The sequence below is a fragment of the bacterium genome (assembly GCA_024742285.1).
Taxonomy (GTDB): domain Bacteria; phylum Myxococcota_A; class UBA9160; order UBA9160; family UBA4427; genus UBA4427.
The window spans coordinates 66830-83969 of sequence record JANSYR010000022.1 but is presented as its reverse complement, the minus strand read 5'-3'; the positions used below and the strand labels follow the sequence as shown (position 1 = coordinate 83969).

At 68.9% G+C, this 17140-nt stretch carries 14 protein-coding genes; 8 read left to right on the top strand and 6 right to left on the bottom strand.

Annotated elements, in window-relative coordinates:
* Positions 1 to 228: hypothetical protein (locus NXI30_27145; GenBank protein ID MCR9097913.1), on the top strand; the 228-nt coding region annotated here is incomplete at its 5' end.
* Between the two features lie 186 nt (positions 229 to 414).
* On the opposite strand, the gene NXI30_27140 is transcribed toward NXI30_27145, so the two are convergent.
* The 3 genes from NXI30_27140 to tesB form a co-directional block, all read right to left on the bottom strand.
* A complete protein-coding gene (locus NXI30_27140; protein ID MCR9097912.1) occupies positions 415 to 768 on the bottom strand; it encodes a P-II family nitrogen regulator in 354 nt (117 codons plus the stop codon).
* Positions 769 to 850: 82 nt separating this feature from the next.
* Positions 851 to 2224 carry an ammonium transporter gene (locus NXI30_27135; protein ID MCR9097911.1) on the bottom strand — a complete coding sequence of 458 codons (1374 nt, stop codon included), beginning with the start codon at positions 2222 to 2224 and terminating at the stop codon, positions 851 to 853.
* A 511-nt stretch (positions 2225 to 2735) separates the two neighbouring features.
* On the bottom strand, positions 2736 to 3605 hold the full coding sequence (gene tesB, locus NXI30_27130) for an acyl-CoA thioesterase II (protein ID MCR9097910.1): 870 nt from the start codon (positions 3603 to 3605) through the stop codon (positions 2736 to 2738).
* A 162-nt stretch (positions 3606 to 3767) separates the two neighbouring features.
* On the opposite strand from tesB, the gene NXI30_27125 reads away from it, so the two are divergent.
* The 4 genes from NXI30_27125 to NXI30_27110 all read left to right on the top strand — a co-directional run bounded on the left by NXI30_27125 (position 3768) and on the right by NXI30_27110 (position 8972).
* Entirely contained in the window at positions 3768 to 5543 is a 1776-nt protein-coding gene (locus NXI30_27125; GenBank protein MCR9097909.1) for a PAS domain-containing protein, read from the top strand.
* Positions 5540 to 7324: an ATP-binding protein gene (locus tag NXI30_27120; GenBank protein MCR9097908.1), complete on the top strand. Its 1785-nt coding sequence runs from the start codon at positions 5540 to 5542 to the stop codon at positions 7322 to 7324. The genes NXI30_27125 and NXI30_27120 overlap by 4 nt, the downstream gene beginning before the upstream one ends.
* Positions 7325 to 7387: 63 nt before the next feature.
* Positions 7388 to 8260: an isocitrate lyase/PEP mutase family protein gene (locus NXI30_27115; protein ID MCR9097907.1), complete on the top strand. Its 873-nt coding sequence runs from the start codon at positions 7388 to 7390 to the stop codon at positions 8258 to 8260.
* A gap of 82 nt (positions 8261 to 8342) precedes the next feature.
* Positions 8343 to 8972 (top strand): hypothetical protein, encoded by a 630-nt coding sequence (locus NXI30_27110; protein ID MCR9097906.1) that lies wholly within the window; start codon positions 8343 to 8345, stop codon positions 8970 to 8972.
* A gap of 27 nt (positions 8973 to 8999) precedes the next feature.
* On the opposite strand, the gene NXI30_27105 is transcribed toward NXI30_27110, so the two are convergent.
* Together NXI30_27105 and NXI30_27100 are read right to left on the bottom strand one after the other, a co-directional pair.
* A complete protein-coding gene (locus NXI30_27105) occupies positions 9000 to 11528 on the bottom strand; it encodes a DUF3516 domain-containing protein (protein ID MCR9097905.1) in 2529 nt (842 codons plus the stop codon).
* Positions 11528 to 12448 carry a Stp1/IreP family PP2C-type Ser/Thr phosphatase gene (locus tag NXI30_27100; GenBank protein MCR9097904.1) on the bottom strand — a complete coding sequence of 307 codons (921 nt, stop codon included), beginning with the start codon at positions 12446 to 12448 and terminating at the stop codon, positions 11528 to 11530. Before NXI30_27100 ends, NXI30_27105 begins: the two co-directional genes overlap by 1 nt.
* A gap of 109 nt (positions 12449 to 12557) precedes the next feature.
* On the opposite strand from NXI30_27100, the gene nth reads away from it, so the two are divergent.
* The gene (nth, locus tag NXI30_27095; protein MCR9097903.1) at positions 12558 to 13316 is read left to right on the top strand and encodes an endonuclease III; all 759 of its coding nucleotides are present in this window, start codon (positions 12558 to 12560) and stop codon (positions 13314 to 13316) included.
* Between the two features lie 17 nt (positions 13317 to 13333).
* Here nth and NXI30_27090 read toward each other — a convergent pair whose 3' ends face one another.
* Entirely contained in the window at positions 13334 to 14248 is a 915-nt protein-coding gene (locus tag NXI30_27090) for a GTP-binding protein (GenBank protein MCR9097902.1), read from the bottom strand.
* Positions 14249 to 14392: 144 nt separating this feature from the next.
* On the opposite strand from NXI30_27090, the gene gor reads away from it, so the two are divergent.
* Both gor and NXI30_27080 read left to right on the top strand, forming a co-directional pair.
* Entirely contained in the window at positions 14393 to 15751 is a 1359-nt protein-coding gene (gor, locus tag NXI30_27085) for a glutathione-disulfide reductase (protein ID MCR9097901.1), read from the top strand.
* Positions 15752 to 15759: 8 nt separating this feature from the next.
* A complete protein-coding gene (locus NXI30_27080) occupies positions 15760 to 17133 on the top strand; it encodes a BamA/TamA family outer membrane protein (GenBank protein ID MCR9097900.1) in 1374 nt (457 codons plus the stop codon).
* Positions 17134 to 17140 lie beyond the last annotated feature (7 nt).

Here is a 17140-nt window from a genome sequence, read left to right as displayed (position 1 = left end):
TGGCGAAACTACATGAAGGATCGGTCGGAAAACCGAAGGAAAGGGACACCGGCGCAGGCGTTGGGGATCACGAGGCGGGCGCTGGAGGTGAAGGACGTGCTTCGTGAGCGGCTGTTCGCGGGGCGGATCGCTTCGGTCCGGGGCTGGCTGGCGGAGTGTTACTTCGGTCGGATCCGGACGCGGGCGATCGAGCACTGCCGAGAGCATCGGGCGAGGTTCGCGATCTAGAGAGATGGGACGGGAGGAGGCGTCTCCTATCTGGGTGCGGTCGAGAGAGGCGCAATCATCGGTCCACGTCTAGTTTTCTGAGCAGGCCTTCGCGGTCGGGACTCCCTGCCGTCGCCCGCAACGAGAAGGGCCGGCGCTCCCGAAGGAACGCCGGCCCCGTTTCGTGCCGAAGCGGCGGTGGTTCGACTAGCTCGCGCCTGCGTCGACCGCCGCGTCGCCGTGCTCGCCGGTCCGGATCCGGACCGCGTCCTCGACGGGCAGGACGAAGATCTTGCCGTCACCGATCTTGCCGGTCTGGCAGGCTTCCTGGAGGGCCAGGACGACCTTCTCCGCCATGTCGTCGGCGACGACGACTTCGAGCTTCAGCTTGGGGAGGAAGTCGACCACGTACTCCGCTCCGCGGTAGAGCTCCGTGTGTCCCTTCTGTCGCCCGAAGCCCTTCACTTCGCTGACGGTCAGGCCCTGGATGCCAGCGGCGGCCAGGCCCTCTTTTGCGTCGTCGAGCTTGAAGGGCTTGATGATCGCTTCGATCTTCTTCATGGCTTGGTACTCCGTTCCCGAGTCTTCGGGGGAGGGTCACCGGGGGACGCTTCACGCCCCCCGGTGACGGGGGTAGGGATGCTTAGTTCTCGCTCGTTGCGAGAGAGCTGGTGGCGAGGCGCGCGCCGGCCGGCGGGCCCGAGTCTTCCATGAAGCCCGGGGAGCCCGCGAGGTCGTAGGCGTGCATGCCGTGCTCGCCGAGGTCGAGGCCCTCGAGCTCTTCCTCTTCGCTGACCCGGAGACCGACGGTCGCCTTGAGCGTGAGGAAGATCGCCGCGGCACAGGCCACCGTGAAGACCGCGTAGGCCGCCACGCCGATCGCCTGGGTGACGATGCTGTGCTCGGGGTTGGTCGAGAAGATGCCGACCGCGAGAGTGCCCCAGATGCCGCAGGTGAGGTGGACCGAGATCGCACCGACCGGGTCGTCGATCTTGAGCTTGTCGAAGGTCACGACCGAGCCGACGACCAGCATGCCGGCGATCACGCCGACGACGATCGCCATGTTCGGGTTGATGACGTCCGCACCCGCCGTGATGCCCACGAGACCGGCGAGGATGCCGTTCAGGGCCATCGAGAGATCGGGCTTCGAGCTGATGAACGTATACGCGATCATCGCGCCGATGCCGCCCGCGGCCGCCGCGAGACAGGTCGTGACGAGGGTGAAGGAGGTCAGGGTCGGATCGGCCGAGAGCACCGAGCCGCCGTTGAATCCGAACCATCCGAGCCAGAGCAGGAAGACACCGACCGTGGTCAGCGGCATCGAGCTACCGGGGATCGGCATGATCGCGCCCTGCTTCGTGTACTTGCCGAGGCGCGGGCCGAGGACGAGCGCGCCGATCAGCGCGCCCCAGCCGCCCACGGAGTGCACGAGGGTCGAGCCGGCGAAGTCGTAGAAGCCCATGCCGTCGAGGAACCCACCGCCCCACTTCCAGGAGCCCGCGATCGGGTAGACCAGCGCCACGAAGATCGCGGAGAAGATCATGAAGGAGCCGAGCTTGATGCGCTCGGCGACCGCGCCCGAGACGATCGTCGCGGCGGTCGCCGCGAACATCGCCTGGAAGAGGAAGTCGGTCCAGTAGGTGTAGCCACCGTCCGCGTAGGCCGGCGTGTTCGCGCCTTCCTCGAAGCCGGCGCCGATGCCGAAGCCGGCGAAGCCGAAGAAGCCGTTGAACTCGCCGGGGTACATCAGATTGAAGCCGCACAGGAAGTAGGTCAGGATGCCCGCGCAGATGATGAACGTGTTCTTGAACAGGATGTTCGTCGTGTTCTTCGCGCGGGTCAGACCCGACTCGACCATGGCGAAGCCGAGGTGCATGATGAACACGAGCGCGGCGGCCAACATCATCCAGACGTTGTTCGCCGTGAAGAGTGCGGGAGAGATCTCGTCGGCCATCGCGACGCTCGGCGCGAGGCTGCAGGCGACCATCGCCGCGGTGAGAAGAAACTTCCGGGACATGGGGTTGGACTCCAGTGGGGTTTTGGATCGGGTGTGGGACATTTTCTTTGCTTCGAGCGCTGACTCGCGTGGGTTCCCCGTCCCCTTGACGGCGATCGCTCGAAACGGTTGTCACACCTATGAGCAAGGCCCGTGCCAATTCCGTCTCGGGTGGATCCTCCGGTTCTCGCAGCTCAGTTGAGCCGATAGAGGCACAACCGGGGTCGTGGATTTCGTGTCCGGAGGCGCGGATTGCTCATGGGCGCATCACACCTGCCCGGCGGACGGGCAGATCTGGGCGATTCCCTGCACGACCCGGGTGCTCGCGTGTGCGGCAGACTGCTCGCCGTGCAGGCACCGGCGCGTTCGCGCCGATCCGGGCGCGCCTGCCGCTCGTGCGGTCGGAGCACTCACCGACTGCCCGCCGCGTTCGCATCGCACCTGGCGCGTGGGCGGGGCGGCGAACGGGCCCGCCGCGGCGGCGGGCCCGGCGCATCGGCGGCGCCGCCGGCCGGCGCCGGGCGCGGGCTCGTCAGTTCTTCGTGCGGAAGAGCCCTTCCTGGACGACGGAGGCGACGAGCACGCCGTCGCGCCGGAAGAAGTGGCCGTTGGTGAGCCCGCGGGCGCCGGACATCGACGGGCTCTCTTGCGAGTAGAGGAGCCACTCGTCTGCGCGGAGCGGGCGATGGAACCACATCGCGTGGTCGAGGCTCGCGGTCTCGAGGCCCGCGTCGAAGAGGTCGATCGGGTGGGGTCTCGCGGCCGTGTCGATGAGCGTCATGTCCGATGCGTAGGCCACGATGCACTGGTGGATCAGCGGATCGTCGGGGAGCGCGCCGACGGCTCGGAGCCAGATGTCGTGGGTCGGGGGCTGGACGCCGCCGAAATAGTCCATCGGCTCGACGTGCCGGCTCTCGATCGCGCGGGGGCGCTCGACCCACTCTTCGAGGTTGCGGTGGGAGTCGCGGTCGGAACGCGCTGCGATCGTCTTCCGCATGTTCGTCTGCCAGTCCTCGAGGGACTCCGGCTCGGGCACTTCGGGCATCTTCTTCTGGTGATCGAAGCTCTCCTCCTCGATCTGGAAGGACGCGCTGAGGGTGAAGATCGGTCGGCCGTGCTGGACCGCGCTCACGCGTCGGGTCGTGAAGGTGCGCCCGTCGCGGGTGCGTTCGACCTGGTAGATGATCGGGATCCGCGGATCGCCGGGGCGCAGGAAGTAGGCGTGGAGCGAGTGGAGGACGCGGCCCTCCACGGTCCGGCCCGCCGCGACGAGGGCCTGGGCGGCGACCTGTCCGCCGAAGACCCGCTGGCGGTCCTCGTCGGGCTGCTGGCCGCGGAAGAGGTTCAGCTCGAGGGCTTCGAGATCGAGGGTGGCAAGGAGCTCTTCGAGTGCGCTGTGCATGAGGCACGCAGGGTAGAGAATCCCGGATCGGCGGTCCTGACCTGACCGCCGGCCCGTCCGGCGCGCATTCGATGCGCAGCCGGGACGCAGCGGCGCCCGGATTCGTCAAGCGCGTCCGGACCGAACCCGATGAGATTGCCGGAGCCCTGTCCCGGAGATCCCGTGGTCGACTATTCGGTCCTTCCCTTGATGGCGATTCTCGTGTCGGCGGCGTTTGCTGCGGTCTCGCTCGCCTGGGACTCCGAGCGTCGCGCCACGCGATCGATGGGCGCGCTCTTCGGGTCGATCGGGCTCTGGGCCCTGGTCGACCTGCTGACCAGCATGGAGACCGACGCCGAGCGGGCGCTGCGCTTCATGGCCTGGGCGCACGTCGGTCCGCTCCTGGTGGGGCCCTCGGTGCTCTGGGTCGTGGCGCAGATGCTCCCGCAGTCCCGCGCGCGGCTCGAGGGGTTGGTCATTCGCTCGGCGGTCGTCTGCCTCGCGATCGGCGTCGGTGCGGCGTTCATGCCCGGGGTGATCCTCGAGATGGTTCCCACCTGGTATGGCTGGATGCCGCGCTACGGCCCGGTCTCGATCGCCCTGATCCCGATCGGGCTGATCCTGCCGGTCTACTCGGCGGTTCTCGCCGCGCGGATCCGGCCGCGGGAGGGCAACGCGGCCGCCGACCGGAAGCGCGTATTCGGGCTGCGCGTCTGCATGGGGCTGTCGATCGGGATCGCGATGCCGACGGAGCTCCTGCTTCCGCTCCTCGAGATCCCCGTTCCGCGCCTCGGCGCGCTCGGCGCCGCGCTGGCCTCGGCCATGGTCTGGATGCTGGTTCTCCACGAGACCGAGGACCTGATGCTCACGCCGCGGGGCGTCGCGCGGAAGATCCTCGCGGAGCTCCGGGACGGGGTCGCCCTCGTCGACCTCGAGGGCCGCATCCTGACGACCAATGCCCGCTTCCCGGAGATGGCCGGTCGTCCGCCCGTGGAGCTCGTCGGCCTCTCTCTGTCGCGACTGCTCGATGCGCCCCTCGATCGGATTCTCGAGGGCGTCGAGGATCGGGCGTCGAGTCTGCACGGAGCGAACGGCACGTCCTTCCCGGTCTCGCTCTCCTCGAGCATCGCACGCAGTCGCAGCGGCCGTGCCGTCGGCGTCGTCGTCGCGGTCCGCGATCGTCGCGAGATCGACGACCTCCGGCGGAAGCTCCTCTCCTCGGGTCGCCTCGCGGCGATCGGTGAGCTCGCCGCGGGCATCGCCCACGAGGTGAACAATCCCGTGGCCTTCGTCCGTGCCGACCTGAACCTGCTCGCCGAGCGGACGGAGGAGCTGCGCCGGGCCGCTTCCGGTTCGACGATCGGCCTCGACCAGACCGGCGTGTTCGACCGGGTCGACGAGCGGGTCGCGCGGGCGCGCGCGCGCCTCGATCACGTCGCGCAGGTCGTCGTCGACGTCCGGGAGTTCGCGCACGTGGGCGGAGCGGGTCAGGGCGGTCGTGATCCAGAGGCCATCGTCGAGGGCGCGCTTCGTCTCGCGCGCATGCAGCGCGGCGAAGACGTTGCCCTGCAGATCGTCCACGTCTCCGTCGACGATCGCTTCGACGCAGGTCAGGAGCTCAAGCAGATCCTGCTCGTGCTGCTTCGATCGCTGGCGGAAGGGACGGAGAAGGGCGGGTCGATCGACGTCGCCCTCCGGACGGACGGGCGCGAGCTCACCGTCGGCCTCGCCGCCCAGCCGCTCGACGCGTCGGGGGCCGCACTCCGGTCCCGCCTCGAATCCGTCGGGGCCGTGGTTCCCGCGAGCGTCGACCCGCCGGACTTCGGTCTGACGACGACGGCCGAGCTGATTCAGCAGCTCGGAGGGCGGCTCGCGGTCACCGAGGGCGGCCCGTCCGCGCTCCGCATCGAGCTCGCGATTCCGCTCGTCGCGTGGGGCGAGGAGGAGGCGCTTCGATGATGGCCTTCTCACTCTTCAAGGCCGCTTGCGCCGTCGTGTCCGTCGCCCTCGCGGCCGGTCTGCTCGCCCGCGACCACGGCCTCAAGGCGAATCGGCTGATCGCAGCCTTCCTCCTCTGCAACGCCTACTGGGCGCTGCTCGAGTTCTTCCTCTACCAGACCGCCGATCCCGACACGGCCACGCGCTATCTCCGGTTCATGTCGATCGGCTGGATTCCCCTCGGCACGCTGTGCGCGCATGCCTCGCTCACCCTGTCGACCATGGACAGCCGTGCGCTCCGTCGCCTGCTCCCGATCTGCTATGCGGGGCTCGTGATCCTGCTTCCGATCGCGACCGGCACCGACCTGGTGATTCGAGGTGCTCGGGAGATCTCGATCGGCTGGAACGCGGAGTTCGGCCCGGGCATGGCCGCGGCCTACCTGCTGATGGCGACCCCGCTGGTCGCCGTGCTCGCCTCCTGGCGGAGCGTGCTCCGAAGCGGGGACGGCGGTGGGCAGCAGCTCCTCGCCCGGATCGTCTTCTTCGGGATCTCGACCGCGCTCGTCTGCGGGACCCTGACCGCGGTCGCGCTCCCGATCGCGGGCGTCGAAGCGGTGGGCGTCACGACCGCGCTGCTGGCGGGGGTCGGGCTTGCGGTGACCTGGGCGCTGCGTCGATTCGGACACTCGCTGATCTCGGCGGAGGCCTTCGCCCGCGAGATCCTCGACACCCTCGAGGACGGGGTGATCCTCGTCGACGACGAGGGGCGGATCCGTGACGCGAACCGGGCCTTTCTCCGCTGGGTCGGAGAGCCCGAACCGAGGGTCCTCGGACAGCTCGCCGAGAGGTGGCTCCCCGAGCTGTCCTCGGCCGCGAGGCGATCGCCCAGCAACGAGGGGTCGCGCCTGGCGCACGTTCGCACCCGGATCGGGGAGATCGTGCCCGTCGTCCTGTCGGCACCCGTGCCCTGTCAGGGGCGCAGTCGCCATTTCGGGTCCGCCTATGTGCTGCGTGATCGACGCGAGATCGTCTCGCTCCAGCGGCAGCTCGTCGTCTCCGCGCGTCTCGCGGCCGTCGGCGACCTCTCCGCCGCGATCTCCACCTCGATCAGAGAGCCGGCGGCGCGACTCCAGGACGAGTTCACCGGTCTCGCCCTCGACTGGGGCAGTGCGGGCGATCTCGCCTACCTGGCCGGCGTGGACGAGGAGTGCGGCGAGGCGATCGAAGAGGGGCGGGAGCTGGTCGACGAGTGCGTCGAAGGCGCCGACCGGATCTTCTCGATCGTGCGCGAGGTCGCGGGCTTCTCCGGGGAGACCGAACGCGATGCCTTCGCTCCCCACGCGCTCGACCAGATCGTGGAGCGAGCGGTCCGGATCGCTCGGGTCCAGGCGCCGCCCGGAATCGAGATCGAGGTGCGCGTGGATCCCGACGTCGAGATCCTCTGCCACTACGCCGAGATCGAGCGGGTCGTGACGAACCTTCTCGTGAACGCGTTCCAGGCCCACGGCGGTGAGCTGGGCGGAAACAACGTCGTCGTCGCCGTGGCAGCCCAGGATGGAAGGGCGTTCCTCCACGTGGAGGACGACGGCTGTGGGATCGACCCGGAAGCCCTCGACCGGATCTTCGATCCCTTCTTCACCACGAAGCCGGTGGGCAAGGGGACCGGGCTCGGACTCGCGATCTCCTATCACATCGTGAAGGCCCACGGCGGCGAGATCCGCGTGTCCTCCGAGCCGGGGCGGGGCACCAGCGTCGCCGTCGAGCTTCCGCGCGCGCCGATGGCGCTCGATTCGTCCGTCTAGGACGCCGGCGGGCTAGTCTTCCCGGCCCGGTGCGCCGACGCATCGGTCGACCGAGGAGGCGAGATGCCTGGACCCGGAAGCCCCGCCGATCGATTGCGCACGCTGTTGGCGGAAGACCGCCTGTACGTGACCCCCAGCTGCTTCGACGCCCTTTCGGCGAAGATGATCGAGCGGGCGGGCTTCGACCTCGCGTTCATGAGCGGCTTCGCCGTCTCGGCCGCCCGTCTCGGGATGCCCGATACCGGGCTCATCTCCTATGGCGAGATCCTCGACACGGGACGCAACGTCTGCGACGCCGTCGACATCCCGGTGATCGGGGACGCCGACACCGGCTACGGCAACGAGATGAACGTGCGCCGCACGGTCGAGGGCTACGCGCGGGCCGGGTTCGCGGCGGCGATGATCGAGGATCAGGTCGCGCCGAAGCGGTGCGGGCACACGCGGGGCAAGGAGGTCGTCGACCGCGACGAGGCGACGCGGAGGCTGCGGGCCGCGGTCGATGCTCGAGAGGCCGGGGCCGACGTCCTGATCATGGCCCGGACCGACGCGCGTTTCGGTCATGGGCTCGAGGAGGCGATCGAGCGCTGCCGGATCTTCGCGGACCTCGGCGCCGACATCCTCTTTCTCGAGGCGCCGCAGAGCGAGGCAGAGATGGAGACGCTCTGCCGCGCGCTCCCCCCGCTCCCGAAGATGGCCAACATCGTGGAGGACGGGGACACGCCGGAGCTCTCTCCCGCCCGGCTCGAGGAGATCGGCTTCCGGATCGCCGCCTATCCGCTCACGCTGCTCTCGAGCGCGATGCGCGCGATGGAGGACGCACTCACGGCGCTGGCCGGAAAGGGCGCACCGCCGCCGCGTTTCTCGTTCGAGCACCTGCGGTCGATCGTGGGCTTCCCGGAGTACACGTCGACCCTCGAGACCTACGCGAAGGATTGATCCCCGGCGGGAGGGCGCCGCTCAAGCGCGGAGCCGGGGGCGCCGATCCGACCAGGGACTCCTCCCCGGATCGGAGCCCGCTATGTCCGCTGTTGCCTCGCCCGTCGAATTCTCCGGCCTGCTGATCCGGCCGATCGCGCGCCGTCTCGCCGATTGGACCGAGAGCGGGAAGCTCGACGAGGACGATCTCGACGTGCTGTCCACGGAGGCGCGGGCCTGGGTCGAGCACTCGATCGCGGTCACCGATTGGGCCGGCATCGACGAAGTCGAGGCCCTGGTCGAGCTGGCGGCGGGACAGCTCGGCGGGGAGACCGGACTCGTCGAGTGGGCGGACGAGATCGCGCGCGACCTCCTCGCGGAGGCGCCGATCGCGTCGGTCGTGGACGCGGCGATGCGTCTCGAAAGTGACGGGCCGGGTTTCGCCGCGAGTCAGACCGGCGACCGGCTGCTGCGCGCCGTGCGCTGGCAGTACGAAGGGGGCGCCTCGCGCTTCCTCGTCCGCTTCGAAGGTCTGGGCGAGTCGAGCCCCGCGCTCAAGTCCCTGGTCGGGGCGTGTCTCGCGCGCGTGGCGAGCGCCGGCGATCCACGGGCGTTCGACACCCGCTTCGACGGCGTCGACGGTCCGGAGCTCGCGGTCTTCGGCGAGCTCGAGGGCGAAGGACTCACGGAAGGCGAGGCGAGCCGACTCCATCGGGCCGCGTTGATTCCGTAGCGAAAGCGTCGCGTCGCAGCGCTCGCGTCAGTCTCGAATCGAGGCCATCGAGAGCATCGGTCCCGCCGGCATCTGCGGCGCCTCGAGATCCACCCGAGCTTCGATCGTCGCCGCGCCTTCGCCGGCATCGTCGATCAGCGTCTGCGTGATCGCGAAGCGGAGCTCGCCCTCGGCCTCGATCCGCGTCCAATGGCCGCGGCGGGCTTCCGGATCGACGCGAATCGATCCGAGCGCTTCGAGCGCGGGTGCGAGCTCCGCTTCGAAGCGCGCGGCGTCCCAGGCCTCCGGTCCCTCGGCCACGCAGGCGGCGGCGCCCTCGTAATCGCCTCGCGCGAGCGCCTGCACGACCTGATGGAGCTCTGCTCGCACGCGCGCGTCGAAGGCCTTCCGATCGAGGCGCCGGGGCGCACGCTCCGGGACCACCTCCTTCTCGGAGGGCTTCGCTTCGCCGGGATGGACGAGGCTCTCCCACTCCTCGACGAGGCTCGAGTCGATCCGCGCGAGCATCGCGCGCAGATAGGCGATGACCTCTTCGACCTCGTCGTTGCGCGCGCTCTCGGGCAGGTTGCGCGAGAGCGTCGAGTGCACCTGCGAGACATAGCGCAGGAAGACCCCTTCCATTCGCGCGATCCCGTAGCGCTTGACGAAATCCTCGAACGAGAGGAACGCCTCCCACATCTCGCGCGCGATCGACTTCGGGGCGAGCGCTTCGTCCCCGACCCAGGGATGGTGCTCCCGGAAGACGTCGAAGGTCTGATGAAGGAATTCCGCGTTCGGACGGTCCCAGGTCACACCTTCGAGCTTCTCCATCCGCTCCTCGTAGGGCACGCGGTCGGCCTTGAGCTCGGCGATCAGCTCGGACTTCTTCTGACGGACCTGTGCCTGCAGCAGGGCGCGTGGATTCTCGAGGATCGCCTCGACGCAGCTGAGCACGTCGACCGCATAGTCGTCGCTCGCCGGGTCCAGGGCGGCGACGGCGTCGACCAGATAGAGCGAGAGCGTGTGGTGGAGATTGAAATCGCGCTGGAGATCGGCATCGACCCGCGCGCGCCCGTCCTCGATCCGGACGATCTCCGCCTTGCGCAGGGAGCGGAAGAGGACCGCCGCCTCGCGGCGCAGACGCTTCTTGCGGACCGGCGATTCGAAGCTCGCGTCGATCAGCGCGATCAGCTCCCGGTAGCCGGATCCCGGCAGCGCTTGCTCCTCGCCGCGCTGCAGGAGCGCGACGAGCGTCGCGTGGGACAGCTTGAACTGGGAACGCAGCGTCTCCGGCGGCTTCTCCGCGAGCTGCTCGAAGGTCTCCCGCGACCAGGAGACGAAGCCCTTCGGCGGCGGCTTCTTCTTGTCCTTCTTCTTGCCCCCGCCCTTGGCCGCGGCCTTCGCGGCGGCCCGCAGGTTCTCGATCACGTGCTCCGGCGCCTGGCAGACGACGCTGCCCTGGGTGTCGAAGCCGCGTCGGCCGGCCCGGCCCGCGATCTGCTTGAAGTCCCGGACGGAGAGGATCCCCACTTTCTCCCCGTCGAATTTCGAGAGGCCGGTGAAGAGGACGGTCCGGATCGGGACGTTCACGCCGACGCCGAGGGTGTCCGTTCCGCAGATCACCTTGAGGAGCCCGCGTTGGGCGAGCTGCTCGACGAGCAGGCGGTACTTCGGGAGGAGGCCCGCGTGGTGGAGGCCGATGCCGAACTGGAGGAAGCGTTTGACGTCCTTGCCGTAGGGCGAGTCGAAGCGGAAGTCTCCGATCGCTTCAGCCAGTGCCTTCTTCTCGGCCTTGTCGGTGATCTTTCCCGAGGTGAGGCCCTGGGCCTGCTCCGCGGCCTCGCGTTGGGTGAAGTGGACGATGTAGATCGGCTGGCGATCACTGGCGAGGAGGCCCTCGACGGTCTCGAGCAGTGGGGTCTCGCGGTAGCTCCAGTCGAGGGGAACCGGACGCTCGTCGCTGTGGACGTGGGCGACGTCGCGACCGGTGATCGCTTCGATCCGCTCCTCGATCGGCGCCGTGTTGCCGAGGGTCGCGGACATCAGGAGAAAGCGGCTCTTCTCGAGGATCAGCAGCGGGACCTGCCACGCCCAACCCCGATCGCGGTCCGCGAAGTAATGGAACTCGTCCATCACGACGTAGGGCGCGTCGGTCTCGTTCCCCTGCCGGAGCGCCATGTTCGCCAGGACCTCGGCGGTACAGCAGATGATGGGCGCCGCCCAGTTGATCGCGGCGTCCCCGGTCAGCATCCCCACGTTCTCGGCACCGAAGGTCTCGCAGAGATCGAAGAACTTCTCGCTGACCAGCGCCTTGATGGGGGCCGTGTAGAAGGAGCGTCGGCCCTCGCACATCGCCTTGAAGTGGAGGCCCGCGGCGACGAGGGATTTGCCGGAGCCGGTCGGCGTGCTCAGGACCACGTGGTGATTCGTCATGAGCTCGAGCAGCGCCTCTTCCTGGGCGTCGTAGAGCTCGAGGCCGCGATCCTCGGCCCAGCGGGAGAAGCGATCCAGGATCGCGTCCGCGTCGGCGAGGCCGCCTTCCGGTACCCAGTCGATCAGGGGGCGCGCGTCCGCCATCAATCGTCTTCGGCGGAGGGCGCCGGTCGACGCGTGAACACCGAGCGGGTCGACTCGAAGAGCGCACTCGCCTTGTCGAGGAGGCCGGGCTCCTTCATCGGAGCGGGCACCTTCGCGAGCATGCAGGTCACGTTGTCGGTCCCGCCGGCGTGGTTCGCGGCTTCGATCAGCCGTTCGACCACCGTCTCGGGTCGGGCGTAGGCGTGGCAGACGTCGGCGATGGCGTCGTCCTCGATCATGCCGTGCAACCCGTCGGAGCAGAGCAGGTACTGATCGCCCGCGTCGAGCTCGACGCGGGCGAGGTCGACCTCGACGTCCTCCCGCACGCCGAGCGCGCGGAGGATCTGGTTGCGGCGAGGGTCCTCGCGCGCCTCTTCCGGCGCGAGGACGCCCTCGCGAACGAGGGTGGCGACGAGGGAGTGGTCTTCCGTCAGCTGTTCGATCGCCTCTCCGCGGAGCCGATAGAGGCGGGAGTCGCCGACGTGGGCGACGGTCGAGGGGCCTTCTTCGGCGAGCAGGAGGCAGACCACCGTGGTCCCCATCCCGTCGAGGGTGAGATCTTCGCGGCTCGCGGCGAGGATGGCGTCGTTGGCGTGGACGATCGCCTGTTCGAGACGCGCCGGCCCGTCCCCCTTCTCCGTGAGCACGAACTCGCCGAGCTGGTCGACCGCCATCCGGCTCGCGACCTCGCCGCCGCGATGTCCACCGAGGCCGTCGGCGACCACCAGCAGGATCTCGCCTCGATCGGGATCGTCGAAACGACCGAAGGCGTCCTGGTTCACCTCACGGACCACCCCGACGTGGGTCGCGCCCGCGACCCCCGGCTCCCCGCGGCTCCACACCGGGGCCGGGAATTCGCTCTGCGCTTCTTCCGAGGTCTCTGGGGTGCCGGTGGGGTCGGCGGCGTCGTCGTTCGCCAAGAGGAGTCCATGGGGTTCGCGGTTCGGGGCCTAGGTTACTGACTCCCCACGCCGAGGGCAGCGCATTCGCCTATTCTGCGGGCCGATTCCCTGGCTCGAGGTTCCCCGGATGAAGCGCGCCGAGAAGGCCTCTCGGATCCTGACGATGCTCGACGAGCTCTACCCCGAGCCGCCGATCCCCCTCGATCACGAAGATCCGTTCACGCTCCTGGTGGCGGTCGCGCTCTCCGCCCAGACGACCGACGAGCGGGTGAACCAGGTCACGCCGGGGCTCTTCGCGCGGGCGCGGACGCCGGCCGAGATGGCGAAGCTGACCGAGAAGCAGATCCTCGCGGAGATCCGGTCCTGCGGGCTGGCGCCGGGCAAAGCGAAGAACCTGAGGGCGATGTCCGAGATCCTGGTCCGGGATCACGGAGGCGCCGTCCCGGCGGACATGGAGGCGCTCGAGGCGCTCCCGGGTGTCGGTCACAAGACGGCCAGCGTCGTGCTGATCCAGGCTTTCGACACGCCGGCGTTCCCGGTCGACACGCACATCCACCGCCTCGCCGCGCGCTGGGGCCTTTCCGACGGCAAGAGCGTCGAGAAGACCGAACGGGACCTCAAGGCCGTGTTCCCGCGCGAGGCGTGGTCGCGCCTGCATCTGTCGATGATCTATTTCGGTCGAGAGTACTGCCCCGCGCGCGGACACGATCTTTCCACGTGTCCGATCTGCGGCTGGGCCGCATCGAAGAAACGCATGGCGGAGGAAGCGAGCGCCGGAGGGGGCGGTCCGCGATCGCGCGCGGCGGTCGCGGGCAGGAAGGCGGCGAAGAATGCGGCCGGCAAGCGCGCGGGGAAGAAGAAGGCCGCGAAGAAGCGCGCGCGTTAGGTCGACGCGCGGAGCACTCAGTCGTGATCGTGGGCGCCCTCGGCCCGACGGATCAGGACGACCCGACCGATCAACGCGTCGGGGGCCGGCTCGGTCGGCTCGGTGATCTCGACCCGGCGGCCGACGACCTGGACCAACCGAACGCCGGCGTCGGTCTCGACGAAGCCTTTCGCGCGGAGAAGATCCGCGGCCACCAGGTATTCCTCGATCGCGTCCTCGGTCATCCCGGGCTCGGGATTCCACTCCGAGGTCTCGAAATGCTCGTGGCTGTGCGGGCGCAGGGCGGGGGCTTGGCCTCGCCGGTCGAGCTCGCCGGCGTCCGGCGGAAAGAGCAGGTCGAGATCGACGTCGCCCTGGACCGCTCGAACCATGGGGGCCTCGGGCTCGATCTCGCGCAGACGCGCCTCGATCGTCGGCCACTCCGCTTCGGGGACGAGATCGACCTTGTTCAGGACGAGGAGATCCGCGGACTGGACCTGGTCTTCGAACGTGCCCTCGAGGTCCCGACCCTCGGCGAGCTGGTCGGCGTTCACGACCACGACGGCCATGTCGTCACCGATGAAGTCGCAGGCCGGCTCGCGCCAGAAATTGAGCTGGGTGTCGTAGGGAAGGGCGACGCCCGAGGTCTCGATCACGAAGCGATCGGGCCGGATCTCGCGTTCGAGCTCGACCAGCGTCTCGAGGAGGTCGTCGGAGAGCTCACAGCAGACGCAGCCGCCTTCGAGCTCGATGTAGGACTGGCCGCCCTGGCCGAGGAGGGCGCGGTCGATGCCCAGCTCCCCGAGCTCATTCGAGATGAGCGCGACCCGGATCCCGCGCTCGGCAGCGTCGGCGAGCAGACGCTGGACGAGGGTCGTCTTGCCGGAACCGAGGAAGCCCGACAGCACGAGGGCGGGAATCCGCTTCTTCTCCTGTCCGTTCGTTTCGGCCACGCCGCCTCCTGCCGGCGGGCGAGGACGCCCGCGGCGCGGAAGAGTAACCGTTCCACTCGCCGGAGCGAATGAGAGGCGGTCGGACGGGCTATCGTCGGTCGCATCGAGCGTGGCCGCGCCTGGGCGCGCTTCAGGAGGAACGTCGTGTCGGATCGGGATTTCGATCTCTTCGTGATCGGGGCGGGCTCGGGAGGCGTCCGTGCCTCGCGCTTCTCGGCCCAGAAGGGCGCCCGGGTCGCCGTCGCGGAGGACCGCTTCATGGGCGGGACCTGCGTGAACGTGGGCTGCGTTCCCAAGAAGCTCTTCGTCTATGCCTCGCATTTTCGCGACGAGATGCACGACGCGACCAGCGGCTTCGGCTGGCGCGTGGACGGAGCGGCCTTCGACTGGCCGACCCTTCGCGACAACAAGACGAGGGAGATCGAGCGGCTGAACGGGATCTACGACGGGCTCCTCGAGAGCGCCGGGGTGACCTCGATCTGGGGCCGGGCGACGATCGTCGACCCGCACACGGTCGACGTCGAGGGCAAGCGCTACACGACCGAGAACATCCTCGTCGCGACCGGCGGCTGGCCGACGGTGCCGGACATCCCGGGGCGGGAGCTCGCCGTGACGTCGAACGAGCTCTTCCATCTCGAGCAGCTCCCGAAGAAGGCGATCGTCGTCGGGGGCGGCTACATCGCCGTCGAGTTCGCCTGCATCTTCGACGGGCTCGGGGTCGACGTGACCCAGCTCTATCGCGGACCGCTCTTCCTGCGCGGCTTCGACGACGACGTGCGCAGTCATCTGGCCGAGCAGATCCAGGGCCGCGGGATCGACCTGCGCTTCGAGACGAACGTGACGGCGATCGCCGAGAACGGTTCGGGGATCCGGGCCCAGCTGACCGACGGCTCGACCCTAGATGCCGATCTGATCCTCTTTGCGACCGGGCGCCATCCCAACGTCGAGAAGCTCGGTCTCGAGGAAGTGGGCGTCGAGCTCGGCCCCGATGGCGCGATCAAGGTCGACGCATACTCGCGGACGAACGTCCCGAGCATCTGGGCGATCGGCGACGTGACCAACCGGATCAACCTGACGCCCGTCGCGCTCCACGAGGGCGTGTGCCTCTCGGAGACCCTCTTCGGCGGCAACCCGCGGTCTCCCGACCACGAGAACGTCCCGGCGGCGGTGTTCTCGCAACCGCCCTGCGGGACGGTCGGGCTGACCGAGGCGGAGGCGCGCGAGCGTTTCGGCGCCGTCGACGTCTACCGATCGACGTTTCGAGCGCTCAAGCACACCCTCACGGGCGGCGAAGAGAAGACCATGATGAAGCTGATCGTCGACCGGGCCAGCGACAAGGTCGTCGGGCTCCACATGGTGGGGCCCGAGGCCGGCGAGATCGTCCAGGGCTTCGCCGTCGCGATCAAGGCGGGCGCGACCAAGGCCGACTTCGACGCCACGATCGGGATCCACCCGACGTCGGCGGAAGAGTTCGTGACGATGCGCGAGCCGTTGAGCGACTGAGGACGGGTTTGCAGCGATTCTCTCCTGCCTGGGCCGCGGGGCTCCTCGTCCTCGTGGTCTGCGCGTCGCCGGCCGTCGCCGCCGACCGCTACAACCCGCTCGAGGGAATGGACGCCGACGGGCGGATCCCGAAGGTCGAGAAGGGCGCCTACGTCGATCATCCGGATCGCTGGCGCTACCTGCCCGAGAGCCGGATCCCGCCGGGCAACGTCTTCGACCGTTTCCTGGTCTCTTCGATCGTCTTCCCGATCGTCTTCTTCAACTCGGACGTCGGCGCGGGCTTCGGCGCCGGGATCGCGGACATCGACTTCCGCAAGCAGCGTCGCCGCGAGTTCCTCGGCGCCTTCGCCTCCTATTCGACCGAGGGGCAGCAGAGCTACTCGATGAGCTGGCGACGCTGGCTCAAGCAGAAGGAAGTGCCGAGCGGAGGCGTGCTGCAGGAGGAGCGCAGCTTCGTGCGCCTGTCGGCGGGCTATCGGAACACGCTGACCCGACGCTTCTTCGGCATCGGTCCGAACACGCGGGAGCGCAACGAGACCAGCTACACCGACCAGACCTTCTTCGTCGACGCCGGGATCGCCTATTCCCTCGAAGGGGTGCTCTCCGACTTCGTCTTCTCGACGGGCGTGCGGAGCGAGACCCATTGGCTGAGCGGCGGCCAGGTCGACAACGTGCCGGACTCGGAGAATCTCGGGGCGCCCTTCGTGAGCGCTCGGACCGCGCAGCTCTTCGAGGAAGCGGATCGCACGACGCTCGGCTGGATCGGGGCAGGCCTCGCCTGGGATACCCGCGACAGCGTACGGAATCCCTACCGTGGGCACGCGATCGCGGCGAGCGTCGATGCCGCGGTGCTCCAGGGCGATACGACCTTCTCGTCCCTCGGCGCCGTGGGCGCGATCTACTCGATCCGGGCAGACAAGGTCTTCCCGCTGCCGCCGCTCCTGCACGACGGGGGCGATGCCGGGGAGGAACATCCGCCCACGGACAGTCTCGGCGTGCATTTCCGTACGCAGCTCTCGTCGGGCTCTCTCCCCTTCTACGCGCGTCCGACCCTGGGCGGGTCGCGGATCCAGCGCGGCTACATCGCGGGGCGCTGGCGGGACGATGCGCTCTGGGCGGCGGCCGCGGAGTACCGCTTCTGGGTGGTTCCGCGCGGCTTCACGGTCTGGAAGAACATTCGCGTCGAGCGGATCGGCGGCGCGGTCTTCTACGAGGCTGGCGGCGTCGGTGAAGACGGGATCGATCTCTTCAACTCGCGCGTGCTCCACACCTACGGATTCGGGGGCCGGGCGACGATCGAGCGTGCGGTCCTCTTCCGCCTCGACCTCGGTTTCTCGAAAGAGGGCGTGAACTTCGCGGCCGGCTTCGGGCTCTCCTTCTGATCGGACT